The organism is uncultured Arthrobacter sp. (genome assembly GCF_964021775.1).
In the GTDB taxonomy this organism is placed as follows: Bacteria; Actinomycetota; Actinomycetes; order Actinomycetales; family Micrococcaceae; genus Arthrobacter.
In genome coordinates, this window is the sequence record NZ_CAXHZI010000019.1 from 38,927 (window position 1) to 61,328 (window position 22,402).

At 65.9% G+C, this 22,402-nt stretch carries 19 protein-coding genes; 13 read left to right on the forward strand and 6 right to left on the reverse strand.

Translation table 11 applies throughout. The features are described from left to right. Positions 1 to 2 precede the first annotated feature (2 nt). Entirely contained in the window at positions 3 to 923 is a 921-nt protein-coding gene (locus tag ABIN76_RS14050; RefSeq protein ID WP_346960299.1) for a LysR family transcriptional regulator, read from the reverse strand. 173 nt (positions 924 to 1,096) lie between these two features. On the opposite strand from ABIN76_RS14050, the gene ABIN76_RS14055 reads away from it, so the two are divergent. Genes ABIN76_RS14055 through ABIN76_RS14070 form a run of 4 tightly spaced genes read left to right on the forward strand, consistent with a single transcriptional unit; the run spans position 1,097 to position 5,899 of the window. Then, the gene (locus tag ABIN76_RS14055) at positions 1,097 to 2,479 is read left to right on the forward strand and encodes an FAD-dependent oxidoreductase (RefSeq protein WP_346960300.1); all 1,383 of its coding nucleotides are present in this window, start codon (positions 1,097 to 1,099) and stop codon (positions 2,477 to 2,479) included. Continuing rightward, complete coding sequence (locus ABIN76_RS14060) at positions 2,476 to 3,207, forward strand: DUF1365 domain-containing protein (RefSeq protein WP_346960301.1); 732 nt, start codon at positions 2,476 to 2,478, stop codon at positions 3,205 to 3,207. The genes ABIN76_RS14055 and ABIN76_RS14060 overlap by 4 nt, the downstream gene beginning before the upstream one ends. 2 nt (positions 3,208 to 3,209) lie before the next feature. Further along, the gene (locus tag ABIN76_RS14065; protein WP_346960325.1) at positions 3,210 to 4,640 is read left to right on the forward strand and encodes a cyclopropane-fatty-acyl-phospholipid synthase family protein; all 1,431 of its coding nucleotides are present in this window, start codon (positions 3,210 to 3,212) and stop codon (positions 4,638 to 4,640) included. After that, positions 4,637 to 5,899: a cyclopropane-fatty-acyl-phospholipid synthase family protein gene (locus ABIN76_RS14070; RefSeq protein ID WP_346960302.1), complete on the forward strand. Its 1,263-nt coding sequence runs from the start codon at positions 4,637 to 4,639 to the stop codon at positions 5,897 to 5,899. The genes ABIN76_RS14065 and ABIN76_RS14070 overlap by 4 nt, the downstream gene beginning before the upstream one ends. On the opposite strand, the gene ABIN76_RS14075 is transcribed toward ABIN76_RS14070, so the two are convergent. Then, entirely contained in the window at positions 5,889 to 6,989 is a 1,101-nt protein-coding gene (locus ABIN76_RS14075) for a chitinase (RefSeq protein WP_346960303.1), read from the reverse strand. The two genes, ABIN76_RS14070 and ABIN76_RS14075, sit on opposite strands and share 11 nt — an antisense overlap. A gap of 74 nt (positions 6,990 to 7,063) precedes the next feature. Next, a complete protein-coding gene (locus ABIN76_RS14080; RefSeq protein WP_346960304.1) occupies positions 7,064 to 9,316 on the reverse strand; it encodes a bifunctional polysaccharide deacetylase/glycosyltransferase family 2 protein in 2,253 nt (750 codons plus the stop codon). Positions 9,317 to 9,856: 540 nt separating this feature from the next. On the opposite strand from ABIN76_RS14080, the gene ABIN76_RS14085 reads away from it, so the two are divergent. The 8 genes from ABIN76_RS14085 (at position 9,857) to ABIN76_RS14120 (ending at position 18,819) form a co-directional block, all read left to right on the forward strand. After that, on the forward strand, positions 9,857 to 10,474 hold the full coding sequence (locus ABIN76_RS14085; protein WP_346960305.1) for a hypothetical protein: 618 nt from the start codon (positions 9,857 to 9,859) through the stop codon (positions 10,472 to 10,474). Between the two features lie 278 nt (positions 10,475 to 10,752). Then, positions 10,753 to 11,682, forward strand: a complete 930-nt coding sequence (locus ABIN76_RS14090; protein ID WP_346960306.1) for a hypothetical protein — start codon at positions 10,753 to 10,755, stop codon at positions 11,680 to 11,682. Positions 11,683 to 12,024: 342 nt separating this feature from the next. Further along, positions 12,025 to 12,603 carry a hypothetical protein gene (locus tag ABIN76_RS14095; protein WP_346960307.1) on the forward strand — a complete coding sequence of 193 codons (579 nt, stop codon included), beginning with the start codon at positions 12,025 to 12,027 and terminating at the stop codon, positions 12,601 to 12,603. A 469-nt stretch (positions 12,604 to 13,072) separates the two neighbouring features. After that, complete coding sequence (gene nrdH, locus ABIN76_RS14100) at positions 13,073 to 13,318, forward strand: glutaredoxin-like protein NrdH (protein WP_018773329.1); 246 nt, start codon at positions 13,073 to 13,075, stop codon at positions 13,316 to 13,318. Positions 13,319 to 13,360: 42 nt separating this feature from the next. Beyond that, positions 13,361 to 13,861: a class Ib ribonucleoside-diphosphate reductase assembly flavoprotein NrdI gene (gene nrdI, locus ABIN76_RS14105; RefSeq protein WP_346960308.1), complete on the forward strand. Its 501-nt coding sequence runs from the start codon at positions 13,361 to 13,363 to the stop codon at positions 13,859 to 13,861. 83 nt (positions 13,862 to 13,944) lie between these two features. Further along, a complete protein-coding gene (gene nrdE / locus ABIN76_RS14110; protein ID WP_346960326.1) occupies positions 13,945 to 16,065 on the forward strand; it encodes a class 1b ribonucleoside-diphosphate reductase subunit alpha in 2,121 nt (706 codons plus the stop codon). A 90-nt stretch (positions 16,066 to 16,155) separates the two neighbouring features. Then, on the forward strand, positions 16,156 to 17,130 hold the full coding sequence (gene nrdF / locus ABIN76_RS14115) for a class 1b ribonucleoside-diphosphate reductase subunit beta (RefSeq protein WP_175320945.1): 975 nt from the start codon (positions 16,156 to 16,158) through the stop codon (positions 17,128 to 17,130). Between the two features lie 303 nt (positions 17,131 to 17,433). Next, complete coding sequence (locus ABIN76_RS14120; RefSeq protein ID WP_346960309.1) at positions 17,434 to 18,819, forward strand: hypothetical protein; 1,386 nt, start codon at positions 17,434 to 17,436, stop codon at positions 18,817 to 18,819. Positions 18,820 to 18,889: 70 nt separating this feature from the next. Here ABIN76_RS14120 and ABIN76_RS14125 read toward each other — a convergent pair whose 3' ends face one another. From ABIN76_RS14125 to ABIN76_RS14135, 3 genes are all read right to left on the reverse strand, one after another. Further along, complete coding sequence (locus ABIN76_RS14125) at positions 18,890 to 19,864, reverse strand: aldo/keto reductase (RefSeq protein ID WP_346960310.1); 975 nt, start codon at positions 19,862 to 19,864, stop codon at positions 18,890 to 18,892. A gap of 179 nt (positions 19,865 to 20,043) precedes the next feature. Then, positions 20,044 to 20,856: a hypothetical protein gene (locus ABIN76_RS14130; protein WP_346960311.1), complete on the reverse strand. Its 813-nt coding sequence runs from the start codon at positions 20,854 to 20,856 to the stop codon at positions 20,044 to 20,046. Continuing rightward, complete coding sequence (locus ABIN76_RS14135; protein ID WP_346960327.1) at positions 20,843 to 21,898, reverse strand: DNA polymerase IV; 1,056 nt, start codon at positions 21,896 to 21,898, stop codon at positions 20,843 to 20,845. The genes ABIN76_RS14130 and ABIN76_RS14135 overlap by 14 nt, the downstream gene beginning before the upstream one ends. Positions 21,899 to 22,092: 194 nt before the next feature. On the opposite strand from ABIN76_RS14135, the gene ABIN76_RS14140 reads away from it, so the two are divergent. Beyond that, complete coding sequence (locus tag ABIN76_RS14140; RefSeq protein WP_346960312.1) at positions 22,093 to 22,356, forward strand: antibiotic biosynthesis monooxygenase; 264 nt, start codon at positions 22,093 to 22,095, stop codon at positions 22,354 to 22,356. The last annotated feature ends 46 nt before the right edge of the window (positions 22,357 to 22,402 follow it).

Sequence of the window (22,402 nt, forward strand, 5' to 3'; positions counted from 1 at the left end):
GCTCAGTCCGGGCGCGGGGTGCCGAGCTTGTGCAGCGTGTCCGCCAGCAGCTCCACGAACAGCTGGACCTGCGCCGTCTGTTGCTCCTTGGGCAGCAGGGCGAAGACGTTGCGGGCCAGCCGGATCTCGGGGACATCCAGCACCACCACGCCGGCGGGCCGGTGCAGCAGGGCCAGCTCCGGGACCAGCGCCGCACCCAGCCCGGCAGCGGCCATCTCCAGGCTGGCGTGGAAATCGTCGCTGTAGGCCACCACCCGCGGGTGCAGGTTGCAGCTGGCGAAGAGCCGCTCAATCACCGTGGCGTCACTGGTGCCGGGGTGGTGCATGATCCACGGCATGTCGGACAGGTGGTCCGCCGCCACCTGGGAGCCCGGGCCAATACCCCAGGCCGCGGGCAGCACCACCCGGAAGTCGTCGTCGCCAATCCACTGCCGGTTCACCGTGTGCGGCCACGCGAGGCCGGACTGGCCCACCTGGTAGACCAGCGCGACGTCGAGTTCGCCGCCGGTGCGCAGACCCTGGATGGTCTGGCCCGGCTCGGCCACCCAGACCCGCAGCTCGATGCCCAGGTTCTTCCACGCCGGGTTCTGCAGGATCCGGGGGAGGACGTAGGTGGCCAGGCTCGGGAAGATGCCCAGCCGGAGCTCCTGGCTGGCACTGTCATGGGTCCGGGCGGCCGCCGCCATCAGCGCGTCAATGTCGGTGAGGACCTTGGCCGCGTGCCGGGTCATCACGACGGCGGCTTCCGTGGGATGGACGCTGCGGGCAGACCGCTGGAACAGGTCCACCCCGGTGTCGCGCTCCAGCGCCGACATCTGCTGCGACACCGCCGAGGCCGTGTAGCCCAACCTGGTGGCGGCCGCCGCGAACGAGCCCAGCCGGACCACTTCCACGAGCGTTCTCAGATGCACGGGGTTGATCACGGGGTTGCCCTTCGGTGGTTACGGTGAGGCGGGACCGAAATCCCGCTTCATTCTGGCACATTGGGTTCCAGGCAACGGCTGGGAAATCGCACTCATCCGGTTGCCCCGTGGTTACGAATTGCCCATAAGACGATCCACCAGGACGATTCAGGCGAAGCAACAGGAGCAGACCAGTGCAGCAAGCAGCAAGCATCCCGGACGGGCGGCGCGTCGCCGTGATCGGCAGCGGGGTGGCCGGCCTGACCGCCGCCTACGTCCTGAACCAGCGGGACCAGGTGACTGTCTTCGAGGCGGATGAGCGGCTCGGCGGGCACGCCCACACGCACGACGTCCGCCAGTGCGACGGCTCCACGCTGGGCATCGACACCGGCTTCATCGTCCACAACAACCGCACCTATCCCACCTTGCTGCGGCTCTTCAACGAACTGGGCGTGCAGACCCAGGACTCGGAAATGAGCATGTCCATCCGCTGCGACGGCTGCGGCCTCGAGTACGCGGGCGCCCGGGCCGGCGCGCGGGGCATCATCCCGCGGCCCTCCACCCTGCTGCGCGGCCGCTACCTGCTGATGCTGCTGGAGGTCACCCGCTTTTACCGCCGGGCCCGGGCCCTGCTCGCCGAGGCGGAAGCGGCGGAGGCCGGCGCCGGCAACGGCGCTGATGCGGCCGAGCTGACCCTTGGCGAGTTCCTGGACCGAGAGAAGTTCAGCAGTTACTTCATCGTGCACTTCATGACCCCGGTGGTCAGCGCCGTCTGGTCCTGCGACCCGACCACCGCGCTGGCCTACCCGGCCCGCTACCTCTTCACCTTCCTCGGCCACCACGGTCTCCTCGGCGTCAAGGGCTCCCCGCAGTGGCGCACCGTCACGGGCGGCTCACGCAGCTACGTGGACAAGCTCGCCGCGACGCTGCCGGACATCCGCCTGTCCAGCCCGGTCACCGGGGTCCGCCGCCACGCCGGCGGGGTGGAAATCAGTAGCGGGGAGCGCACCGAACAGTTCGACGCCGTCGTGATCGCCACGCACCCGGCGCAGGCGCTGCAGATGCTCCAGGACGCCTCGCCCGCCGAACGGGAGGCCCTGGCCGGCATGCCCTACTCGGTCAACCACACGGTCTTCCACCGCGACGACGCCGTGCTGCCGGCCAGCGACAACGCCAAGGCCTCCTGGAACTACCGGCTGCCCTCCTGCGACGCCCGCCCGGACCGGGTCCTGGTCAGCTATGACATGACCCGGCTGCAGCGGCTGGAACCGGCGGACGGCAAGCGCTACATTGTCAGCCTCGGCGAATCCGAACTGATTGGGGACGGGACCGTGCTGGAGCAGATGGTGTACGAGCACCCGCAGTACACCCCGGATTCGCTGCGCGCCCAGCAGCAGATCCTGGGCCTTGGCGACGGCAGCCTCGCCTTTGCCGGTGCCTACCACGGCTGGGGTTTCCATGAGGACGGCGCCCTGTCCGGCGTCCGCGCCGCGGCCAGGCTGGGACGCGAGTGGGAACCGGCCAGTGCGCCGCGGCAGCAGGCGACGGAACTGCAGGCGTCCCTGGAGGGTGCATGAGCAGCGGCGCAGCCATCTACCGCACCTCGATAGCCCACGTGCGGCGCACCCCGCTGCACAACGCCTTCACCTACCGCAGTTACAGCTGGTACGTCGACGTCGATGCCCTGCCGCAGTTGCCGCGCTGGCTTGCCCCGTTGGCCGGCTTCTCCGCGGCTGACCATCTGGGCGAACCGGATAGCACGCTGCGCGGCAACGTGGAGCGCTACCTCGCCACCCAGGGCATCGCGCTCGACGGCGGCCGGATCACCATGCTCGCCAGCGCGCGTGTGCTGGGCCACGTCTTCAACCCGCTCAGCCTGTTCTGGTGCCACGACGCCGCCGGCGGGCTGCGCTGCGTCGTCGCCGAGGTCCACAACACCTACGGCGAACGGCACTGCTACCTGCTTGAGACCGATAACGCCGGCCGGGCCACCGTGCCCAAGGCGTTCTACGTCTCGCCGTTCAACGACGTCGACGGCCAGTACCTGATGAAACTCCCCGAACCCGCCGACCGGCTCGCCGTCTCGATTGTCCTGGAGCGGGAGGGGCAGAAGCCCTTCATCGCCACCATGGACGGCGTCCGCCGCGAAGCCACCGTGCCGAACATCCTGGCCGCGGCGCTCGCCGTCCCGCTGGCGCCGCTGCGGGTCGCCGCACAGATCCGCTGGCAGGGCATCAAACTTTGGGCACGCCGTTTGCCCGTCATCAAAAGACCACACCACCCCTCACAGGAGGCAGTCCAGTGACCATGACCGAAGCCACCGGATCACAGGCTGCGCAGACGAACACCGCGCAGACGAACCCGGCACCCGCGAACCAGGCACCCACGCATCCGGCCGTACCGTACACGGTTCCGCAGCCGCCCGCAGTCATCGATGCCACGGTGTGGCCCAGCATCGCCACCGTGCCCTCAAGCCTCAAGGCCAGGCTCGCGGGGAAAGCCGCGGACACGATCTTCCGTACCGCCGTGCGCAGCCTCCCGTTGGAGGTCCGCTACCCCGACGGCACCGTGCTGGGGAAGGCCGCGTCCGGCCCGGCCGACGCCGGCCAGGCGTTTCCGGTGATGACAATGAACCGTCCGGAAGCCTTCGCCGCCCGGCTCGGCGACGGCGGCTTGATCGGCCTGGGGGAGTCCTACATGGCCGGCGACTGGGACGCGGACGATCTGACCGCGGTCATGGAGGTCTTCGCCGCCCGGGTGGGAACGCTGGTGCCCGAGCCGCTGCAGAAACTGCGCGGCCTCTACCTGCCCCGCACGCCGCGCACCGAACGGAACACGGAGCAGAACACGCGCTCCAACATCTCGCGGCACTACGACCTGTCCAACGAGCTCTTCGCGACCTTCCTGGACAGCACCATGACCTACTCCAGCGCCCTCTTCCCGGAGAGCGGCGACGCCCTGCGCCACGTCGCCTGGGATGGGCTGGCAGCAGCCCAGCAGGCCAAAATCGACCGGCTGCTGGACAAAGCCGGCGTCACGGCGGGAACCCGGGTGCTGGAAATCGGTACCGGCTGGGGTGAGCTTGCCCTCCGTGCCGCGGCCCGCGGTGCCACCGTCTACTCGGTGACGCTGTCCAGCGAGCAGCAGGAGCTGGCCCGGCAGCGGGTGGCCGAGGCAGGCTACGCCGACGCCGTGACCATCGAACTGAAGGACTACCGGGCCGTGGAGGGCGAGTTCGACGCCGTCGTCTCGGTCGAGATGATCGAAGCGGTCGGCTACGAGTACTGGGCCACCTACTTCCAGACAATCGAGCGGGTCCTGGCCCCCGGCGGGAAGGTTGCCATCCAGGCGATCACGATCGGCCACGACCGGCTGATCGCCACCCGGACCAGCTACACCTGGGTGCACAAGTACATCTTCCCGGGCGGCGTCATCCCCTCGGTCCGGGCGATCGAGGAAATCACCGAGAAGCAGACGGGACTGCGCGTCCGCGAACGCCTTGCCATGGGCGAGCACTATGCCCAGACCCTACGCCTCTGGGAGGAGCGCTTTATGGCCCGCGCGGCAGAGGTGCGCGGCCTCGGATTCGACGAGGTCTTCCAGCGGATGTGGCTGTTCTACCTGTGCTACTCCCGGGCCGGGTTCGAGACCGGCTACCTGGACGTGCAGCAGATCGTGCTGGACAAGGCATCCAGCAAGGCGTCCACCAAGGCTTCCAGCGGGCGGAGCGCAGCATGACGGCGGCTCTGGCACCCACCATCGCGGAGGTCCTGCGTCCGGTGGTCGGCGGGGAACTCCCTGTCCGGCTGGTCGCCTGGGACGGCAGCGAAGCCGGTCCGGCCGGCGCCCCCGTGGTGCGGCTCAACTCGCCGGACGCCATCCGCCGGCTGCTCTGGGCACCGGGGGAGCTGGGCGCCGCGCAGGCGTACGTCACCGGCGAGCTGGACGTCGACGGCGACCTCAACTCCGCGCTCGAGCACCTCTGGAAGGTGGTCCGGGACCGCGGACTGCACGGCATCCGCCCCACCCCGGCCGTGCTGGCCGGCGTCGCCCGGATCGCCAAGGCCGCCGGAGCCCTGGGCGCGCCGCCCGAACCCCCGGCCAGCCAGGCCCGGGTGAAGGGACGGCTCCATAGCCTGGTCCGAGACCGCGCCGCCATCAGCCACCACTACGACCTCAGTAACGATTTTTACGCGCTGATCCTTGACCCGCAGATGGCGTATTCCAGCGGCTACTGGACAAATGGGACAGAAAACGGCGGCGCCACCGAAGGCTACGGCCTCGAGGACGCCCAGCGGGACAAACTGGACCTCGTCTGCCGCAAGATCGGGCTGAAGCCCGGGATGCGGCTCCTCGACGTCGGCTGCGGCTGGGGCTCGCTGAGCCTGCACGCGGCCCAGTATTACGGCGTCGACGTCGTCGGCGTGACCCTCTCCGTCGAGCAGAAGGCGTTCATCGACGCCCGGATCAAGGAACGTGGCCTCGAGGGGCGGGTCGAAATCCGGGTCCAGGACTACCGCGAAATCCCGGATGGGCCGTTTGACGCTGTGGCCTCCCTCGAGATGGGCGAGCACGTGGGGCAGCGTAACTACCCCGTCTACGCCGCCGCCCTGTTCCACAACGTGGTCCCCGGCGGGCGCGTCCTGGTGCAGCAAATGTCCCGGCGCGGCAAGCACCCGGGGGGAGGCCCGTTCATCGAGTCGTTCATCGCCCCGGACATGCACATGCGTCCGGTGGGGCAGACGCTGGGATTCCTGGAGGATGCGGGCCTGGAAGTCGAGGCGGTGGAGGCCATGCGGCGGCATTACGTCCGCACCCTTGAGGCCTGGTACGCCCGGTTCGAGCAGAACCACGACGGCGCCGTCGGGATGATGGGCGAGGAAATCGCCCGCGTCTGGCGGCTGTACCTGGTCGGTGCCCTGCGCAGTTTCGCCGAGGGCCGGATGGGAGTGGAACAAATCCTCTGCAGCCGCCCCGGGCAGCCGGTCAGCCGGTGAAGGACTTGCCGAGCACCTTCGCGAACATCCCGCGCTGCTGCGTCACGCCGCTGCAGCCGCTGGATGCGTTGCTGCCCGGTTCGGGCCGGCTGGACGGGCCGCAGGGCCTGTCCCGGTTCAGCGACCACATGGACATCCGTCCGAGGCCGCGTTGCGCGGCGAAGCTGTTCAGGCCTGCCGCGTCCTCGGGGGTGAAGACCTGGCCTTCCACATCGTTGACCCCGATCATGGGGGTCAGTCCGATTCGGTTCCACGCGGCCGCCTCGTCGAGGGGCTTGCCGGCCTTGCCGTACAGCGCACGCAGCGTCTGGTGGGTGGCCTCGGCCGCGCTCTTGGCGGCGGTGAGCATGGTTTGGCCCGGGCCCAGCGGCTCGAAGTCCATCACCATGATGTTGACACCGGCGAGGTCGACTCCGCCGTCCAGCATGGCCGTCACCGCCGCTTCGCCGTCCGGCGTCAGCCCCTGCATCGACACCGGCAGGGTCAGCCACACCTTCAACGGGTTGCCGGCGGAACGCGCCGCCTGAAGCCGCGCGACGGCGGCGGCACGCCGCTGCGCGGCGGAGCGGTCCGCGAGGCCCGCGCCCTCGACGTCGTAGTCCACAATGTCCAGGCCGTACCTGGTGATCACCGATCCGTAGGCCTTCGACAGCGCTGCGGCGTCGGTGCAGACCCCGGCCAGTTCCTTGCCCAGCTGTCCTCCGAAGGAAACGGCGACGTCGTTGCCGGCCTTGCGGTAGGAGCCAATCTGCCCGTCCACCCCCAGCCTGGCGCCGGCTTGGTCAAGGGTGTAAATGCCGTCCCAGGAGGGTTCGCAGGGTTGTTTCGGGTGGGCGCCGATGAAGGACAGCATGGTGGTGACGGTGCCGTGCGGCGGCAGGTCCTGGAGCCGCACGGCCGGGGTCAGCGTGACATCGAGGTATCCGCCGAACCACGGCGGGTTGGGGACGGACTTGCTCATCCCTTCCTCCTGGCCGTAGTCGCCCGGCGGCGGGGCGGTGCAGGAGGCCACGGCCATAACGACGGCGAAGGCCACCAGGAACCTGGCCCAGTGTCGGGCCGCGCGCAGCTGCAGATGTCGAGGTCGCATAATTGCTCATTATGTCCGCCAGCGGGGACCGCCGCCATGGTTTGGGCGGATCTGCCGGGCCGCAAGGAAGCGGGTCACGAAGACGCCAATTGGTCCGCCGGCGCCGGGGCGAGGGCGGGGGCCAGTTGCGGGCGGCCCGCCGGCAGCAGGACACTGTTGGTGCGTTCGGGCCGGTACCAGCCGACGGCGGTGCCGCGCAGGGCCAGGATCGCGGACCCGAACACGACGTACGCGCGCAGCGGCTCGTAGATGAGGCGGTAGATGGGCACCATCAACAGGTGCATGGGGCTCTCCCGGACCATCACGATCGCCACGATCGAGATGATCATGTGGGTCCCGGCGACGAAGGCCGAGAACAGTGCCACCGCATGCCATTCCCCGTGGGCCAGGCTGTTGACGGCGACGATCACCGTCAGGGGCATAAAGACCAGCGGGACGACGACCGAGATCAGGGCGTACGGCATGGTGAGCAGGCCAAGGGCTCCGTATCTGGGGTTGAAGAGCATGGACCGGTGCTTGTAGAGCGTCTGGATGTTGCCGTAGGTCCAGCGGAGCCGCTGCTTGAACAGTCCCCGGAGGGTCATGGGCGCTTCGGTCCAGGCGACGGCGGAATTCTCCTGGACGATGCTGTAGCCGAGCTTCTGCAGCGACAGCGTCAGGTCCGCGTCCTCAGCAAGGGTGTCATGGGAGTACCCGCCGGCTTCCAGGAGCGCTTCACGCCGCCACGCCGCGCAGGCGCCGGGGACGATCGAGATGGCCCCCATCAGGCCCTCCGCCATCCGGGTGACACAGATGCCGGAGAGGTACTCCAGGCTTTGCCAGGCTGTCAGCAGGTTGCGGCGGTTCCCGACTTTTACGTGTCCGGCAACCGCGCCGACGATCTTGCCGTGCCGGGGTGCCAGGAAGTGGCGGGCAAACATCTTGATCGTTTGCGGTTCGAAGAGCGTGTCGCCGTCCAGTGTGACCACGATTTCGCCGCGCGACCGGGCGATTCCAAGGTTGCTGGCAGCCGACTTTCCCCCGTTGGGCTGGTCGATGACGCGCAGGTCCGGCCACGTCTTGGCGTATTCGGTAAGGACCGCGAGGGTGCCATCGGTGGAGCCGTCGTTGACGGCGAGCACCTCCAGGCGCGGATAGTCGCTGGCCCTGAGTGCGTCCAATGTTTTGGCTACAACGAGTTCCTCGTTGAAGACCGGCAGGACGACGCTAACGAAGGGCCAGTCTTCTTCCTTAACGTCGGCCCAGAAGCGTTTTTTCTGGCGGTTGTTGTTGATCACTGCCAGCACCACATACAGGAAGGTCAGGATGGTCAGCGAGCCGATGCCGAACCAGAACAGCCACGTGAGCACCACGTTTGGCGTGACCAGGTAGGACGTCAAGGCGGCCACCGTCGCTTTGTCTTCAACGGCTTCCTTGATGTTGTTCTGGGGGATGTATTCCGGCGGCAGCAAAGGCTGGACCGTGGTGAAGGTGTAGCCCTGCGCTTTTGCCATCGGGATAAAGGTCTTCAGCATCTCGATGGTGGCGCTACGGTCACCGCCGCCGTCGTGCACCAGGACAATGTGACCCTGGCCGTCCAGTTTCTGCGCCTGGATCGAAACGCCGGGGGCGTAAGACCAGTCTCGCGTGTCAAAGTCCATATTGACGTGAAGGTATCCCAGCTGCTGGGACTGCAGCAACGCCAGCGCGTTGTGTGAGGCGTCTCCGGTGGGGATCCGGAACAACCGGGTCGAGTAGTTCTCTGATGCTCGCATCACCCGGTCCGCGACGATGACCTGCTGGCGGTTGAACAGGTCGTCGTGGGCCCAGAAATCATTGTGGGACATGGTGTGGTTCCCGACCATATGACCTTCCTTGATCACGCGGCGGAAGAGATCCGGATATTTGATGATGTTGTCGCCGACCGCGAAGAACGTCGCCGGCACACCTTCCTTGGCCAGCAGGTCCAGGATCTGCGGCGTATTGCGCGGGTCCGGCCCGTCATCAAAGGTCAGCATCAAGGTGCGGTCAGCCGGTTTCCCAAACGTTTCGATCGCGTAGGGGCTGTTGCCGATCAGCTCGACTTCCTCCGGAGTTGCTTCCCTCCAGATGGTGCTGCTGAAGGGATCCTTGAGCAGGACTTTACCGTTCCGCCGCTCAATGACGGCGATGCGGTCGAACGCGAAGCCCCCTTCAGGTCCGATTCTGGGAATGTTCCGCAGGTCCTGGGAGGACAACAACTTGCGCGGGTATTCCACGGCCTGGTTTTCCTGGGCTTTCCACACCGGGGCGCTGGCCGCGGGCAGAATCCAAACGACCGCCAGGACGATTAACAGAACGGCGGCCACAATGGCTACGAGTATTCTGCGCCAACGTTTTCCACTTGGGTCAAAAAAGACCGGTGCAGTGCCGGAAAGAGGGGATGATTTAGTCATGGATTGCCTCGCCAGGGAATCTTGTATCTGAAGTCCTGACCGGAGTCAGGGCGAGAGCGCCAACGCTGATGTCCGGGGCTCAATGCCGGAACTGGCGGTCGATTCGGAGGAGGAGAAACCGGCGCTCATCTGATCCCGCCCCTTGAAGCCGCACGAGCCGCCGATCTCCGGCGTACCCCTTATGTCTTTCGAGGTTAGGAGCGGCGGATAGGGCGCACACGCGTAGAAAACACCCGCGTTTTTCGGGTGGTTCTACTTGCTTTGAAGGGTCAAGTACCACGTCCAACGGCCGCCGGTGCGAGTACGGCCGGTAAGGCCGGGGGCCGATTTTGTTACCGCGGACCGCTTTGCCCGGCGGGAATCTGAAACACGGTCAACGTGCCGCTATCGCGCCACCGGGGGCTAAGGGTAGCGTTCAGGTACAGGGGCCGAATCAGCGGAGGCAGATAGAGAATGCGCAGACAACTCGGAGTAGCCGCGGGCCTGCTGTCGGTCCTCCTGGCTGCCGCCGCCTGCGAAACTGCGCCGCCCGCGCCGGATCCGTTGCCCTCGGAGCGGGCGGCCGCCCCGGACACGTACATCACCGCCTACACGTGGTACGACAACACGCCCGAGGGCTCGCCGGACATCAGCCACCCGGTTCTGCACAAGCGTGCCGGCGGGGCCGGAACCTATGCCGATCCGGTGACGATCGCCGTCGGGCATTCCTTGGAGACCGGCAAAGACGTCCTTGATTTCCCGGCCGGCACCCGGATCTACCTGCCCGACGTCCGGCGCTACTTCATCGTGGAGGACACCTGCGGGGACGGTCCCGCCCCGGAGGAGGGGCCGTGCCATGCGCAGGCGGCCAGGCACGGCGGTGCATCCACCTGGCTGGATATCTGGATCGGCGGGGAAGGGGAGGACGAATCATTCGCCCGGCGCTGCGCGGAACAGGTCACCGGCGTACGGGCGGCCATTTTCCACCCGGCCGATAACTACGTCGTGGCCTCCGGCTACGGCGTGATCCACGACGGCAGGTGTGACAGCGGTTACGGCAACCAGCTCCACACCGCCCCGCCCACCCCCTAGCAGCAGCCGGGGCCGCGCCGCGGGGCGGATTCTCCAGCGTCTTGAATTCGCGCGGACAACGGCGACGCGCCGGTAATTGGCCTCTTGTAATTCTGCGAGGTAACGTTTAGGTCACCGGTTGGCGCACACGCCGAAATGGAGCGTTCCAAACGTTCTTGTGTGTGGTAAGCCCCCAGGCCGGGGCGCCCCGCGTTCCGCATACCGTGACCAACTCCGGGCAGGACACGTCCCCACGGGACTGCCCGTTTCCGCACTCCCACGAATAGGCTTTATTTTCCATGCGCAGAAACAGTCTGCTGGCCGCCGGCATGCTCTCGGTCGTCCTCGCCACGTCGGCGTGTGGCGCCGGTACCGGCGCCACCAACTCATCCGCACAGTCTTCAGGCGCTGCCGCCGCCGGCGTTGAGGCCAGCACCGGGCTCGACACGTCTGCCGAGATCGGCACCTCACAGCGCGCCGCGGCTGAGAAGGCCAAGGCCGCCGCGGTGGCCGCCAAGAAAGCGAAGGCCGACGCCAAGGCGAAGGCCGCCGCGAAGGCGAAAGCCGACGCCGCAGCGGCCAAGAAGGCCGCCGCCGCCAAGGCACCGGCAGCTCCCCAGGTGCCGGTGGCTGTCCCCGCACCGGCTGCGCCGACGAAGGCTCCCGCGCTTCCCGCCGCCCCGAAGCCGGCCCCGGCGCCGGTGGTGCCGGCGTCGTCCTCCGAGCGGATTGTCCACACCGCCTACACGACGGCCTACACCTGGTACGACAACACCCCGGCCGGCTCAACCACCATCAGCCACCCGGTGCTGCACAAGACTGCCGGCGGAACCGGTACCTACAAAGACCCGATCACCATCGCGGTAGGCCATTCCCTCGCGACCGGCAAGGACGTGCTGGACTTCCCGGCCGGCACGCGGATCTACCTTCCGGATGTGCGCCGCTACTTTATCGTCGAGGACAGCTGCGGCGACGGCGACGATCCCCAGGGCGGCCCCTGCCACCAGGGCACGAATGTGAACGGCACGAACTCCACGGTCTGGATCGACATGTGGATCGGCGGTCAGAGCACCACAGCTGACGGCGCCGACAACTGCGCCAGCAAGGTGACCAGCATGCGCACCGCAGTCTTCAACCCGGCCAGCAACTATGTTGTGGCACCGGGCGCCGGCGTCATCCATGACGGCAAGTGCGACGCCGGTTACGGCAACACGCTCCTGAAGAACTAGGGCGCGCGGGACCGGCTTCCGGCTGCGAGCGGAAGCCCTGCGGGGGCTGGCGGAACAACGCCGGCCCCCGTTTTCCGTCCCCGGCCTCCGGCCCGTACCGCGGCGAAGGCCCAAAGACCCTGTTGTTCGGGCAGGGACGAAGCAGAATTGGACGGAGTAGTTGCACCAAAAGGGGAGGGCGCCATGCGTCGCTCAGGACCATCCGTCAGGGCAGTCTCGGCAGGGTTTTGCGTCGCCATTGCGCTGGCGGCCTGCACGGCGCCAAGCAACCCCGCCGCCAGTTCCGGGACGGCCGGGCCCACGTCCTCGCCGGCCGCCACGGCCGTCAAATCAACGGCGGGCTTGAAACCCGCGGCACAGGCGTCGCCCAGGCCGCCCGCGCAGGCGGACTGGAAGACCTACACGACGCCGGATGGCATGTTCATGTTCGACTACCCGCCGGACTGGACGGTCAAGGACCGGGCCCGTGAGGCAGCGCCCGGGGGAGTCTTCATTGAAGTCCTCACCGGCGCCGGAAAGTCGATCGCAACCCTGCGGACCAACCTTGTGACCAAGGCGAACTGCACCCAGAAGTTTCCGTATTCGCTGATGGACTCGCAGGAGCTGCCGGCTCTTGCCCGGAACGGGGTGAAACCGCGGTTTGTTTTTGAGGGCCGGGACGATCACGAGTCCTACCCCTCCAGGCCGGCCCCGCTGTCCTACGGCATCACCTCGGCGCCCCTGCCCACCGGACCCAGCGCCTGCCCCATTTTCCAGTTCTTCAACTGGCCGCCGGGCGTAGCGTCCTTCAGCGGCGTGCACACGCCACTGATCACGGCACCCGGTGACACGCCCGACGTCGACACCCCGGAGTCCTATTCGGGAACCGATGAGTACGAGGAGATCCGGCAGACGATCACCTCGCTCCGCCCGGCGGACTGACTGCCCCCCCACGTCCGGCTGCGTTGGGGTTCCTGACCCCCGCCCCACGCTGGGGCTGCCGCCTGCCCGCCGCCTGTTCGCCGCTGTGCCATCGCCCACTACATGTAGTGCTTCGCGCCACCCCGTGCCCCCTGGGGAGGGAATAGCGACACGCCGTCCAGGACGCGACACGCGGGGCGGTTAATTGTGGCTAACTACTCCACAGGGTGTGGATTTCGTCCGCGAAAACGGCTGAAATCCGGACATTTTGAAGGCCCCCGGCTGTGGATTAAAGGTGGGTTAAATGACATACTTGTAATACATCATCTTGGGGTCCGCACGGGACTCTTGCACTACATGTAGTATCGACATACAGTTCGAGCGGAGCGGTTGCAGACCGCAGGGCGAGGCCAGTAACGGATAAGGATTCCTGTTCCGTGTAGGCCCCACCGGACACGAACCACAGACTTCAACTAAGGGGACTCAGGACATGACCGTTACGGTTTACACGAAGCCGGCTTGCGTGCAGTGCAACGCCACCTACCGCGCTCTCGACAAGAAGGGCATCGCCTACCAGAGCGTCGACATCTCCCAGGATGCCGAGGCCCTTGAGCGCCTCAAGTCCCTGGGCTACATGCAGGCCCCGGTCGTCGTCACCGACCAGGACCACTGGTCCGGGTTCCGCCCGGACAAGATCGAAGAACTGGCACAGGCTGCCGCCGTCGCGGTTGCCTGAAACGCTCCACAAGGCACCACCACGTCGGATGAGGTGACTCCCATGGCACTGGCAACCGCCAGTCCGCCGCCGGCCGCAGATCCCGGGAACCGGGATGACCGGGCGGCAGACGCCGTCCGGACCACGGCCAGCCACCTCATCTACTTCTCCTCCACCTCCGAGAACACCAAACGCTTCGTCGCGAAGCTGGGTGTCGACGCCGCCCGCATCCCCCTCCACGCGAGGGAACCGGCGCTGCTGGCGACCGAACCCTACGTGCTGGTGCTTCCCACCTACGGCGGGACCGGGGGAGAGGGATCCGTTCCGAAGCAGGTCATCCGCTTTCTGAACGATCCGAGGAACCGGCAACAGCTCCGTGGAGTGATCGGGGCGGGCAACACGAACTTTGGGGACAACTACTGCATGGCCGGCGACATCGTCGCCGCCAAATGCCAGGTCCCGCACCTATATCGTTTCGAACTCATGGGGACGCCGGAAGACGTCAGCCGAGTACTACAAGGATTGGAAGAATTTTGGACACGACTGTCGCAGACACCGAAGTGACCGGGGCGGGCTCAGCCGCCGCCGGGAACATCGCCGGGAACACCGCCGTCGAGAAGCACACCGTCCCCGGCGAGAAGCCGGCCATGCCGGCCGCCTACCAGGGCCTGGGCTACCACGAGCTCAACGCCATGCTGAACCTCTACGGCCCCAACGGCGAGATCCAGTTTGAGGCCGACCGCGAGGCTGCCCACCAGTACTTCCTGCAGCACGTGAACAACAACACCGTGTTCTTCCACGACCTCGAGGAAAAGCTCGACTACCTCGTCAAGAACGAGTACTACGAGCGCGAAACCCTCGACCAGTACACGATGAACTTCATCCGCGAGCTCTTCAACCGCGCGTACAAGAAGAAGTTCCGCTTCGAGACCTTCCTTGGCGCGTTCAAGTTCTACACCTCTTACACGCTCAAGACGTTCGACGGAAAGCGCTTCCTGGAACGCTACGAGGACCGCGTCTGCATGGTGGCCCTGCACCTGGCCCGCGGCGACGAGCAGCTCGCCACCGCGATGGTGGACGAGATCATCGAAGGCCGCTTCCAGCCGGCCACCCCGACGTTCCTGAACGCCGGCAAGAAGCAGCGCGGCGAGCTGGTCTCCTGCTTCCTGCTCCGCATCGAAGACAACATGGAGTCGATCGGCCGGTCCATCAACTCCGCCCTGCAGCTGTCCAAGCGCGGCGGCGGCGTGGCGTTCGCGCTGACCAACATCCGCGAGGTCGGCGCGCCGATCAAGCAGATCGAGAACCAGTCTTCCGGCGTCATCCCCGTGATGAAGCTCCTCGAGGACAGCTTCTCCTACGCCAACCAGCTCGGTGCCCGCCAGGGTGCCGGTGCGGTGTACCTGCACGCGCACCACCCGGACATCTACCGCTTCCTGGACACCAAGCGCGAGAACGCGGACGAGAAGATCCGGATCAAGACCCTCTCGCTCGGCGTCGTCATCCCGGATATCACCTTCGAGCTGGCCAAGAAGGACGAGGACATGTACCTGTTCTCGCCGTACGACGTCGAAAAGGTCTACGGCATGCCGTTCTCTGACGTCTCGGTCACCGAGAAGTACTACGAGATGGTGGACGATTCCCGGATCAAGAAGACCAAGATCAAGGCGCGCGAGTTCTTCCAGACCCTTGCCGAGATCCAGTTCGAATCCGGCTACCCGTACATCATGTTCGAGGACACCGTAAACCGGGAAAACCCAATCGACGGCAAGATCATCATGTCCAACCTGTGCTCCGAGATCCTCCAGGTCTCCCAGCCCACGACGTACCACGATGACCTGTCCTACGACACCACCGGCAAGGACATCTCCTGCAACCTGGGCTCGCTGAACATCGCGAAGGCCATGGACTCGCCGGACTTCGGACTCACCATCGAGACGGCCATCCGTTCACTCTCGGCCGTGTCCGACATGTCCAACATCACCTCGGTGCCCTCGATCGCCCGCGGCAACGACCAGAGCCACGCGATCGGCCTGGGCCAGATGAACCTGCACGGCTACCTGGCCCGCGAGCGGGTCCACTACGGTTCCGAAGAGGGCCTGGACTTCACCAACATCTACTTCTACACGGTGGTGTTCCACGCGGTCCGGGCCTCCAACAAGCTGGCCATCCAGACCGGCCAGACCTTTGGCGGCTTCGAGAAGTCCAAGTACGCGTCCGGTGAGTTCTTCGACAAGTACACGAACGAGGAATGGGTGCCGCAGACGGCCAAGGTGGCCGAGCTGTTCAAGAACATCCACATCCCCACCCAGGACGACTGGCGCGAGCTGAAGGCTTCCGTCATGGAGCACGGCATCTACAACCAGAACCTGCAGGCCGTCCCGCCGACCGGCTCGATCTCCTACATCAACAACTCCACCTCCTCGATCCACCCGGTGGCGTCCAAGATTGAGATCCGCAAGGAAGGCAAGCTGGGCCGCGTCTACTACCCGGCGCCGTACCTGACCAACGACAACCTGGAGTACTACCAGGACGCGTACGAGATCGGCTACGAGAAGATCATCGACACCTACGCCGCTGCCACGCAGCACGTGGACCAGGGCCTGTCCCTGACGCTGTTCTTCAAGGACACCGCCACCACGCGTGACATCAACAAGGCTCAGATCTACGCCTGGCGCAAGGGCATCAAGACCATCTACTACATCCGTCTCCGCCAGCTCGCGCTGGAAGGGACCGAGGTGGACAACTGCGTTTCATGCATGCTGTAACCAGCTCCTGAAGGCTTGAGTACGACGGCGGGCGCCCGCCCGCCGTCGTACGCTTTAACTAAGAGAACTACCCAACATTGAGGGGATGACATGACCGAAAAGGTCAAGCTGCTGAGCCACGTCGAGGCGATCAACTGGAACCGGATCCAGGACGAGAAGGACGTTGACGTCTGGAACCGCCTGGTCAACAACTTCTGGCTGCCGGAGAAGGTGCCGCTGTCCAACGACGTGCAGTCGTGGGCGACGCTGACCCCGGACGAGCAGCAGCTCACCATGCGCGTGTTCACCGGCCTGACCCTGCTGGACACCATCCAGGGCACCGTCGGCGCCGTCTCGCTGATCCCGGACGCCGTCACCCCGCACGAAGAGGCCGTGTACACGAACATCGCATTCATGGAGTCCGTGCACGCCAAGAGCTACTCCTCCATCTTCTCCACGCTGGCCTCCACCAAGGAGATCGACGAGGCATTTCGCTGGTCCACCGAGAACGAGAACCTTCAGAAGAAGGCCCAGATCGTCATGGACTACTACCAGGGCGACGACCCCCTGAAGCGCAAGGTGGCCTCCACGCTGCTCGAGAGCTTCCTCTTCTACTCCGGCTTCTACCTGCCGATGTACTGGTCCTCGCGGGCCAAGCTGACGAACACGGCCGACCTGATCCGCCTGATCATCCGGGACGAAGCCGTGCACGGCTACTACATCGGCTACAAGTTCCAGAAGGGCCTGGAGAAGGTCTCCGAGGAGCGCCGGCAGGAAATCAAGGATTACACGTTCGAATTGCTCTTCGAGCTGTACGAGAACGAAGTCCAGTACACGCACGACCTCTACGACTCCGTCGGCCTGGCCGAGGACGTCAAGAAGTTCCTGCACTACAACGCCAACAAGGCGCTGATGAACCTGGGCTACGAGGCCATGTTCCCGGCCTCCGTCACCGACGTGAATCCGGCGATCCTCTCGGCCCTGTCGCCGAACGCGGACGAGAACCACGACTTCTTCTCGGGGTCGGGTTCGTCGTATGTGATTGGCAAGGCTGTTAACACTGAGGATGACGACTGGGATTTCTAATCCCTTGTGAGATGTAAATCGGGGCCCTGCACGGTAAATCGTGCAGGGCCCGATTTGTGAGCACTCAGCAGCCCATGGCTCGACGACGACCGCGCAGGGAGTTACGTTCAGCGGCGTTTTAGAAGCGCAGGCATCGGGCACGCCGGTCGCGCGGTTCTATGCCGACAACGGGCGATGCCATACGGACGGCATCCAACAAGGGGGACCCCGGCACAACCACCGCCCATGCTGGTGTCTGGTTCCCCGCGCCGCCCGTGGCTGGCCTAGGATGACGGCTAGGCGGTACCGCTCGAGCATGCCGTGATGAAGGAGTCGAGATTCTTGGTAGTTCCGCAGCCCGGAGCCAAACCGTTGACGTCGCTCCCGGGCGTGTCCCTACGGCGCGTGGGCCCCACGGTGATCATCATCCTCGCGGTAGCCTACGCCCTGTATTGGTTCCTGGTCCGTCCCGCGGGGGAACCTGCCGCCGGATACGTCGGGCAGCTCTTCGGCGGGGAGTCGGTCCTGCTGCTCTCGATCGCCTTGGTCCTGATCAGCACCCTTCCGCAGGTGGAGCACGTGTTCGGTGGGATTGACCACGCAGCCATCTGGCACCGGCGTGCCGCGATCACCGGTACCGTCCTCCTGCTTCCGCATATAGAGCTGGCAGCCAATCCGGAGGCGACCAGCGTGGGGAAAACCCTTGCCGTCATCGGGATCTCCGGGCTCGCGGCCCTGGTGGCATGGGCCATCCTGCCGCGCTGGCGGACCATGGTCCCCGCGCGGGTGCGTGACCTGGTCCTTGGCCTCGGGAGCGCCCGGCCGGTCCGCCTGGTGGGCCGCCTGCTGGGTGGTTACGAGCGCTGGCGCGGCTTCCACCGGTTGACGGGAATATTCGTTGCGGCCGGGTTCTTCCACGGACTGCTGGACGCCAGCGCGTTCGACGCCGCCCCCGGCCTACGGTGGAGTTTCGTGGCCATCGGCGGCATCGGGCTGGCGTTCTACGCGTACCGGGAACTCCTGGCGCGCCGCTTCCTGCCGCACCACGACTACCAGGTGGACCAGGTCAAAACGGTGGCCCCGGATCTGGTGGAGTTGAGCCTTGCACCGCTCGGCAAGCCGCTGGACTTCCGGCCTGGCCAGTTCGCCATGATCTACCTGGAAACCAAGCAGGGCTGGCAACGCCATCCCTTTTCCATGTCCGGTTCGGCCCGGGACCAGCACCTGCGTATCACCGTCAAGGCGCTTGGGGACCACACAACAAGGCTTCCTGACGTGGTGCAGCCCGGAATGCCGGCGGTGGTGGGCGGCCCCTATGGCCGGTTCGACAGGCACAAGGGAACGGAACACCAGGTCTGGATTGCCGCCGGTGTGGGGATCACACCGTTCCTGAGCTGGCTGCGGTCCTTGGAGGGGGACCTGCGGGAGTCAGTCCACTTTTTTGTCACGTCGGCAGGGCCATCCCCGTTCGCCGCGGAAATCACATCCATCGCGAAAGACTACCCAAGCCTGACCGTGCACTTGGTGGACACCGCCGTCGACGGCCGGTTGACGCCCGAGCAGGTGCTTGCCGCCGTGGACACCCCGCCCCGGAAGCTCTCGGTCTTCATGGGTGGGCCGGATTCCATGCTCCGACAGTTCCGGAGGGCCTTCCGTTCTGCAGGAGTCCGCACAGCCAACATCCACCGCGAGTACTTCCAGTGGCGCTGAGTTGGTCCGCCCGGACGAATGGGGTTGTCTGCCCATTCAGCGGCGACGGGTCACCTCACGCCGTCGCTGGTCAGTATCCGGCGACCGCGTGCGGGACGTAGGGGCTTTCCAGTTCCGCCTTTTCCTCGGTGGTGAGCGTCAGTTCCAGGGAGGCGACGGCGTCGGTAAGATGTGCCGGCTTGCTCGCGCCGACAATCGGCGCGCTGACCACGCTGTTGGAGCGGACCCAGGCCAGGGCGACCTGGGCGCGGGGCAGGCCGCGGCGTTCGGCAATGACGCGCACGGCTTCGGCCACTGCCCTGTCGCTTTCCTCCGTGGTGTAGAGCGTCTTGCCGAACTCGTCCTTCTCCGAGCGGTTGGTTTTCTCGTCCCAGTCCCGGGTGAGCTTCCCCCGCGCTAGCGGACTCCACGGCAGTACCCCGATCTTCTGGTCCGCGCAGAGGGGGAACATTTCGCGTTCCTCCTCCCGGTAGACCAGGTTGTAGTGGTCCTGCATGGTGACGAAGCGGGTCCATCCGTTTAATTGCTGAAGGTAGAGCGCTTTGCTGAACTGCCAGGCGGCCATCGAGGATGCGCCGATATAGCGGACTTTGCCAGCTTTGACGAGGTCGTGAAGGGCTTCCAGAGTCTCCTCAATCGGCGTGGCGGGGTCCCAACGGTGAATCTGATACAGGTCCACGTAGTCCGTTGCCAGCCGGGTCAGGCTGGCATCGAGTTCGGCGAAGATGGCCTTGCGGGACAGGCCCCGCCCATTGGGTCCCTGCCGCATCGCGCCGTGCACCTTCGTGGCGATGACGGTTTCATCCCGGCGGGTGAAATCGGCCAGGGCCCGGCCTATGATTTCCTCGCTGGAACCGTTGGAGTACACGTTGGCAGTGTCAAAGAAATTGATGCCCGCCTCCACGGCCTGGCGGATCAGCGGCCGGCTCTGGTCCTCCGGCAGCGTCCAGGGATGCGGGCCCCGGCCAGGGTCCCCGTACGTCATGCATCCCAGTGCCAGCGGGGAGATGTCCATGCCGGTGTTGCCGAGTTTGATGTATTCCATGTTCGTCCTCCGTCAAACAGTCCCGGGCCCGGCTGCGGCCCTTGCCCCCACGCTATGTGAAGAACAGCCAACTGTGTGCACGCAAGGGGTCCCGGCCGATCCCACCGTCGCTTGATTCGGTCCGCCGGCCCTTGTCTAGACAGATCGGAATCTCACACCGGTTCTGGTGGTCCGGTGGCCTACTTCCGGGGCACGCCGGCGGCGGACTCCGCTGCCGCCAGCGCCGAGCCGAACGCCGCCACGGCGGACCGGTACTCCACTGTGTTGCCTCCGGTCTTCGCCTGTTCGGCCTTCCGTCTCGCCCGGATCATGGCCGCAGTGGCAGGGAGCGCAGGATCTGACATCGCGGGAAAATCGAACTGCAGTTTCGGGTCCACCTCATACGCCAGCCACCGGTTGTCGAGAAGTTTGTGCTGTTCAGCAACGGCGCTGAAGGCCCGAGAGTCAACCAGTGAAAGCCCGGACAGGCTCCCGGAGGCCAAGCCAGCTGCCTCCTCCGCCTGCCAGGTGCCCTCACGCTGGCGTTGCAGTGCTTGGGCGGCACCCAGCCCCCGGGGGTCCTTGAGACGGTGCTTTAGCACCATGTTGTTCTCGTAAATCCGGATTTCCTCCGGGGTCATGCTGTCGAGCTCCAAGGCACTTATGCTGACCAAATCGGCCGGGCCTCTCCGACTGGCGATACTGCTGACCGGGATGGGAAACAGGAACTTGCCCAGCAGGAAGCCTGCGACCAGCATTCCTACGACAGCCCAGTCCGGCGTTGCTGAGCCTGCGGACCCGGCAATGAAGAAGGCGCTCAAGTTGGTTATGGCCTGGCCTGTGGTGAATGTCAGCCGCGTTTTTCCGAGGCGCCGCACCCTTCGGTGCGTGGTGAGCTGCCGGTAGTGAAACGATCGGGCCTTGTCGATCCAACCGCGTGTTCGGGTCACCAGCTGTGGGCTTTCAGTCATGCCCAGAGAATACAGTGGAGCCCAGACGTCACCAGCCGCCACGCGTCGGCGTATGTCCCTTCCGGGCATCCTCTGGCATGGCCATTTCGGCCCGCAGCCCCAGGAGTCGGATGGGACGGCCCGCTTCGATTGCGGCTGCGAGGTCCAGGGCCCGCGCGAGGACTTCGTCCTGGTCGAATGTTTCGGGAATCTTCTTTGCGTGCGTCTTGGTTAAGAACGGCGCATACCGGACCTTGAGGGTCAGCCCAATGACCGGCCGCCCTTCGGCCACAACATCCTCAAGAACACGTGCTGTCAGCTCCCGCACAGCGTCTTCCACCTGTGCGGGCTCGGTGAGGTCCCGCTGGAACGTCGTCTCCCGGCTATGCCCGCGCGCAACCCACGGGGTGTCGTCCACAACGCTGGCGCCGTCGCCGCGTCCGAGCTCCGCGTACCACGGCCCCATTCGGGGGCCGAACTCGGGGACCAGGTCCCGGGGGTCGCAGGCGGCAAGTTCGGCAACTGTGTCAATGCCGAGTTTGGCCAGCCGGGCCGACACTTTGGTTCCGATGCCCCACAGCTCCTTGGTGGGCCGGTTGCCCATGACCTCGAGCCAGTTCGCGGCCGTGAGACGGAAGACGCCGGCCGGCTTGCCGAAACCGGTGGCGACCTTGGCCCGGACCATCGTGTCGCCGATGCCCACGCTGCAATGCAGCTGCGTTCGCTCCAGGACAGCGGCCTGCACCTGCCGGGCGTAGGCTTCAGGATCCTCTGACTCGATCCCGACAAAGGCTTCATCCCAACCCAACACCTGCACGGTGGCGCCGGGCTGCGCGTGCAGGGTAGCCATCACCGTTTCCGACGCCGCGAGGTAAGCCTCCTGATCGACGGGCAGGATCACGGCGTCGGGCACTTTCCGGGCTGCGACGCGTAAGGGCATTCCGGAACCCACACCGAACGCCCGGGCCTCATACGATGCGGTGGACACCACAGCCCGTTCCGTGGGGTCGCCCCGACCGCCGACAATGATCGGTTTGCCCGCAAGTTCCGGCCGCCGGAGCACTTCGACCGCCGCGATGAATTGGTCGAGATCAACATGCAGCACCCACCGGATTCCGCTCACGCCACCAGTCTGCCCTAAACCTCCCGGACAGGCATCGGTTCTCCACCGGCAGAGCCCGCTGGCGAGGCAGCGTTTTCCCTGTCATTGCGCTCCCGGCGGGCGTAGCATCGGCCTGTGTCGGCCCTGTCCGCGGGACCCGTCCGCCCGGCTGGCCACCGTAACTCAAGGAGTCCGCCATGTCCGTCCTGGTCAATAACATTGTGACCGGCCTGACCCGGGAACAATACGCAGAAATCGCTGCCGCCCTCAGCGACAGGCTCAAGGCAGCCCCCGGATTCAGGGCCCATTACGCCTGGGAGAACGAGGGAGGGATGACCGTCGTGGAGATCTGGGACAGCGCTTCCCAGCACGATGACTGGTTCGACAACAACGTCAGGCCGCACCTGCCCATGGAGGTGACCCCGGAAAAGCATGAACTGGTGAACAAGGTGACGGCGTAGGGAACGTCAGCTGTGGGGGAGCTGCGGGACGACGGCGGGTTAGCAT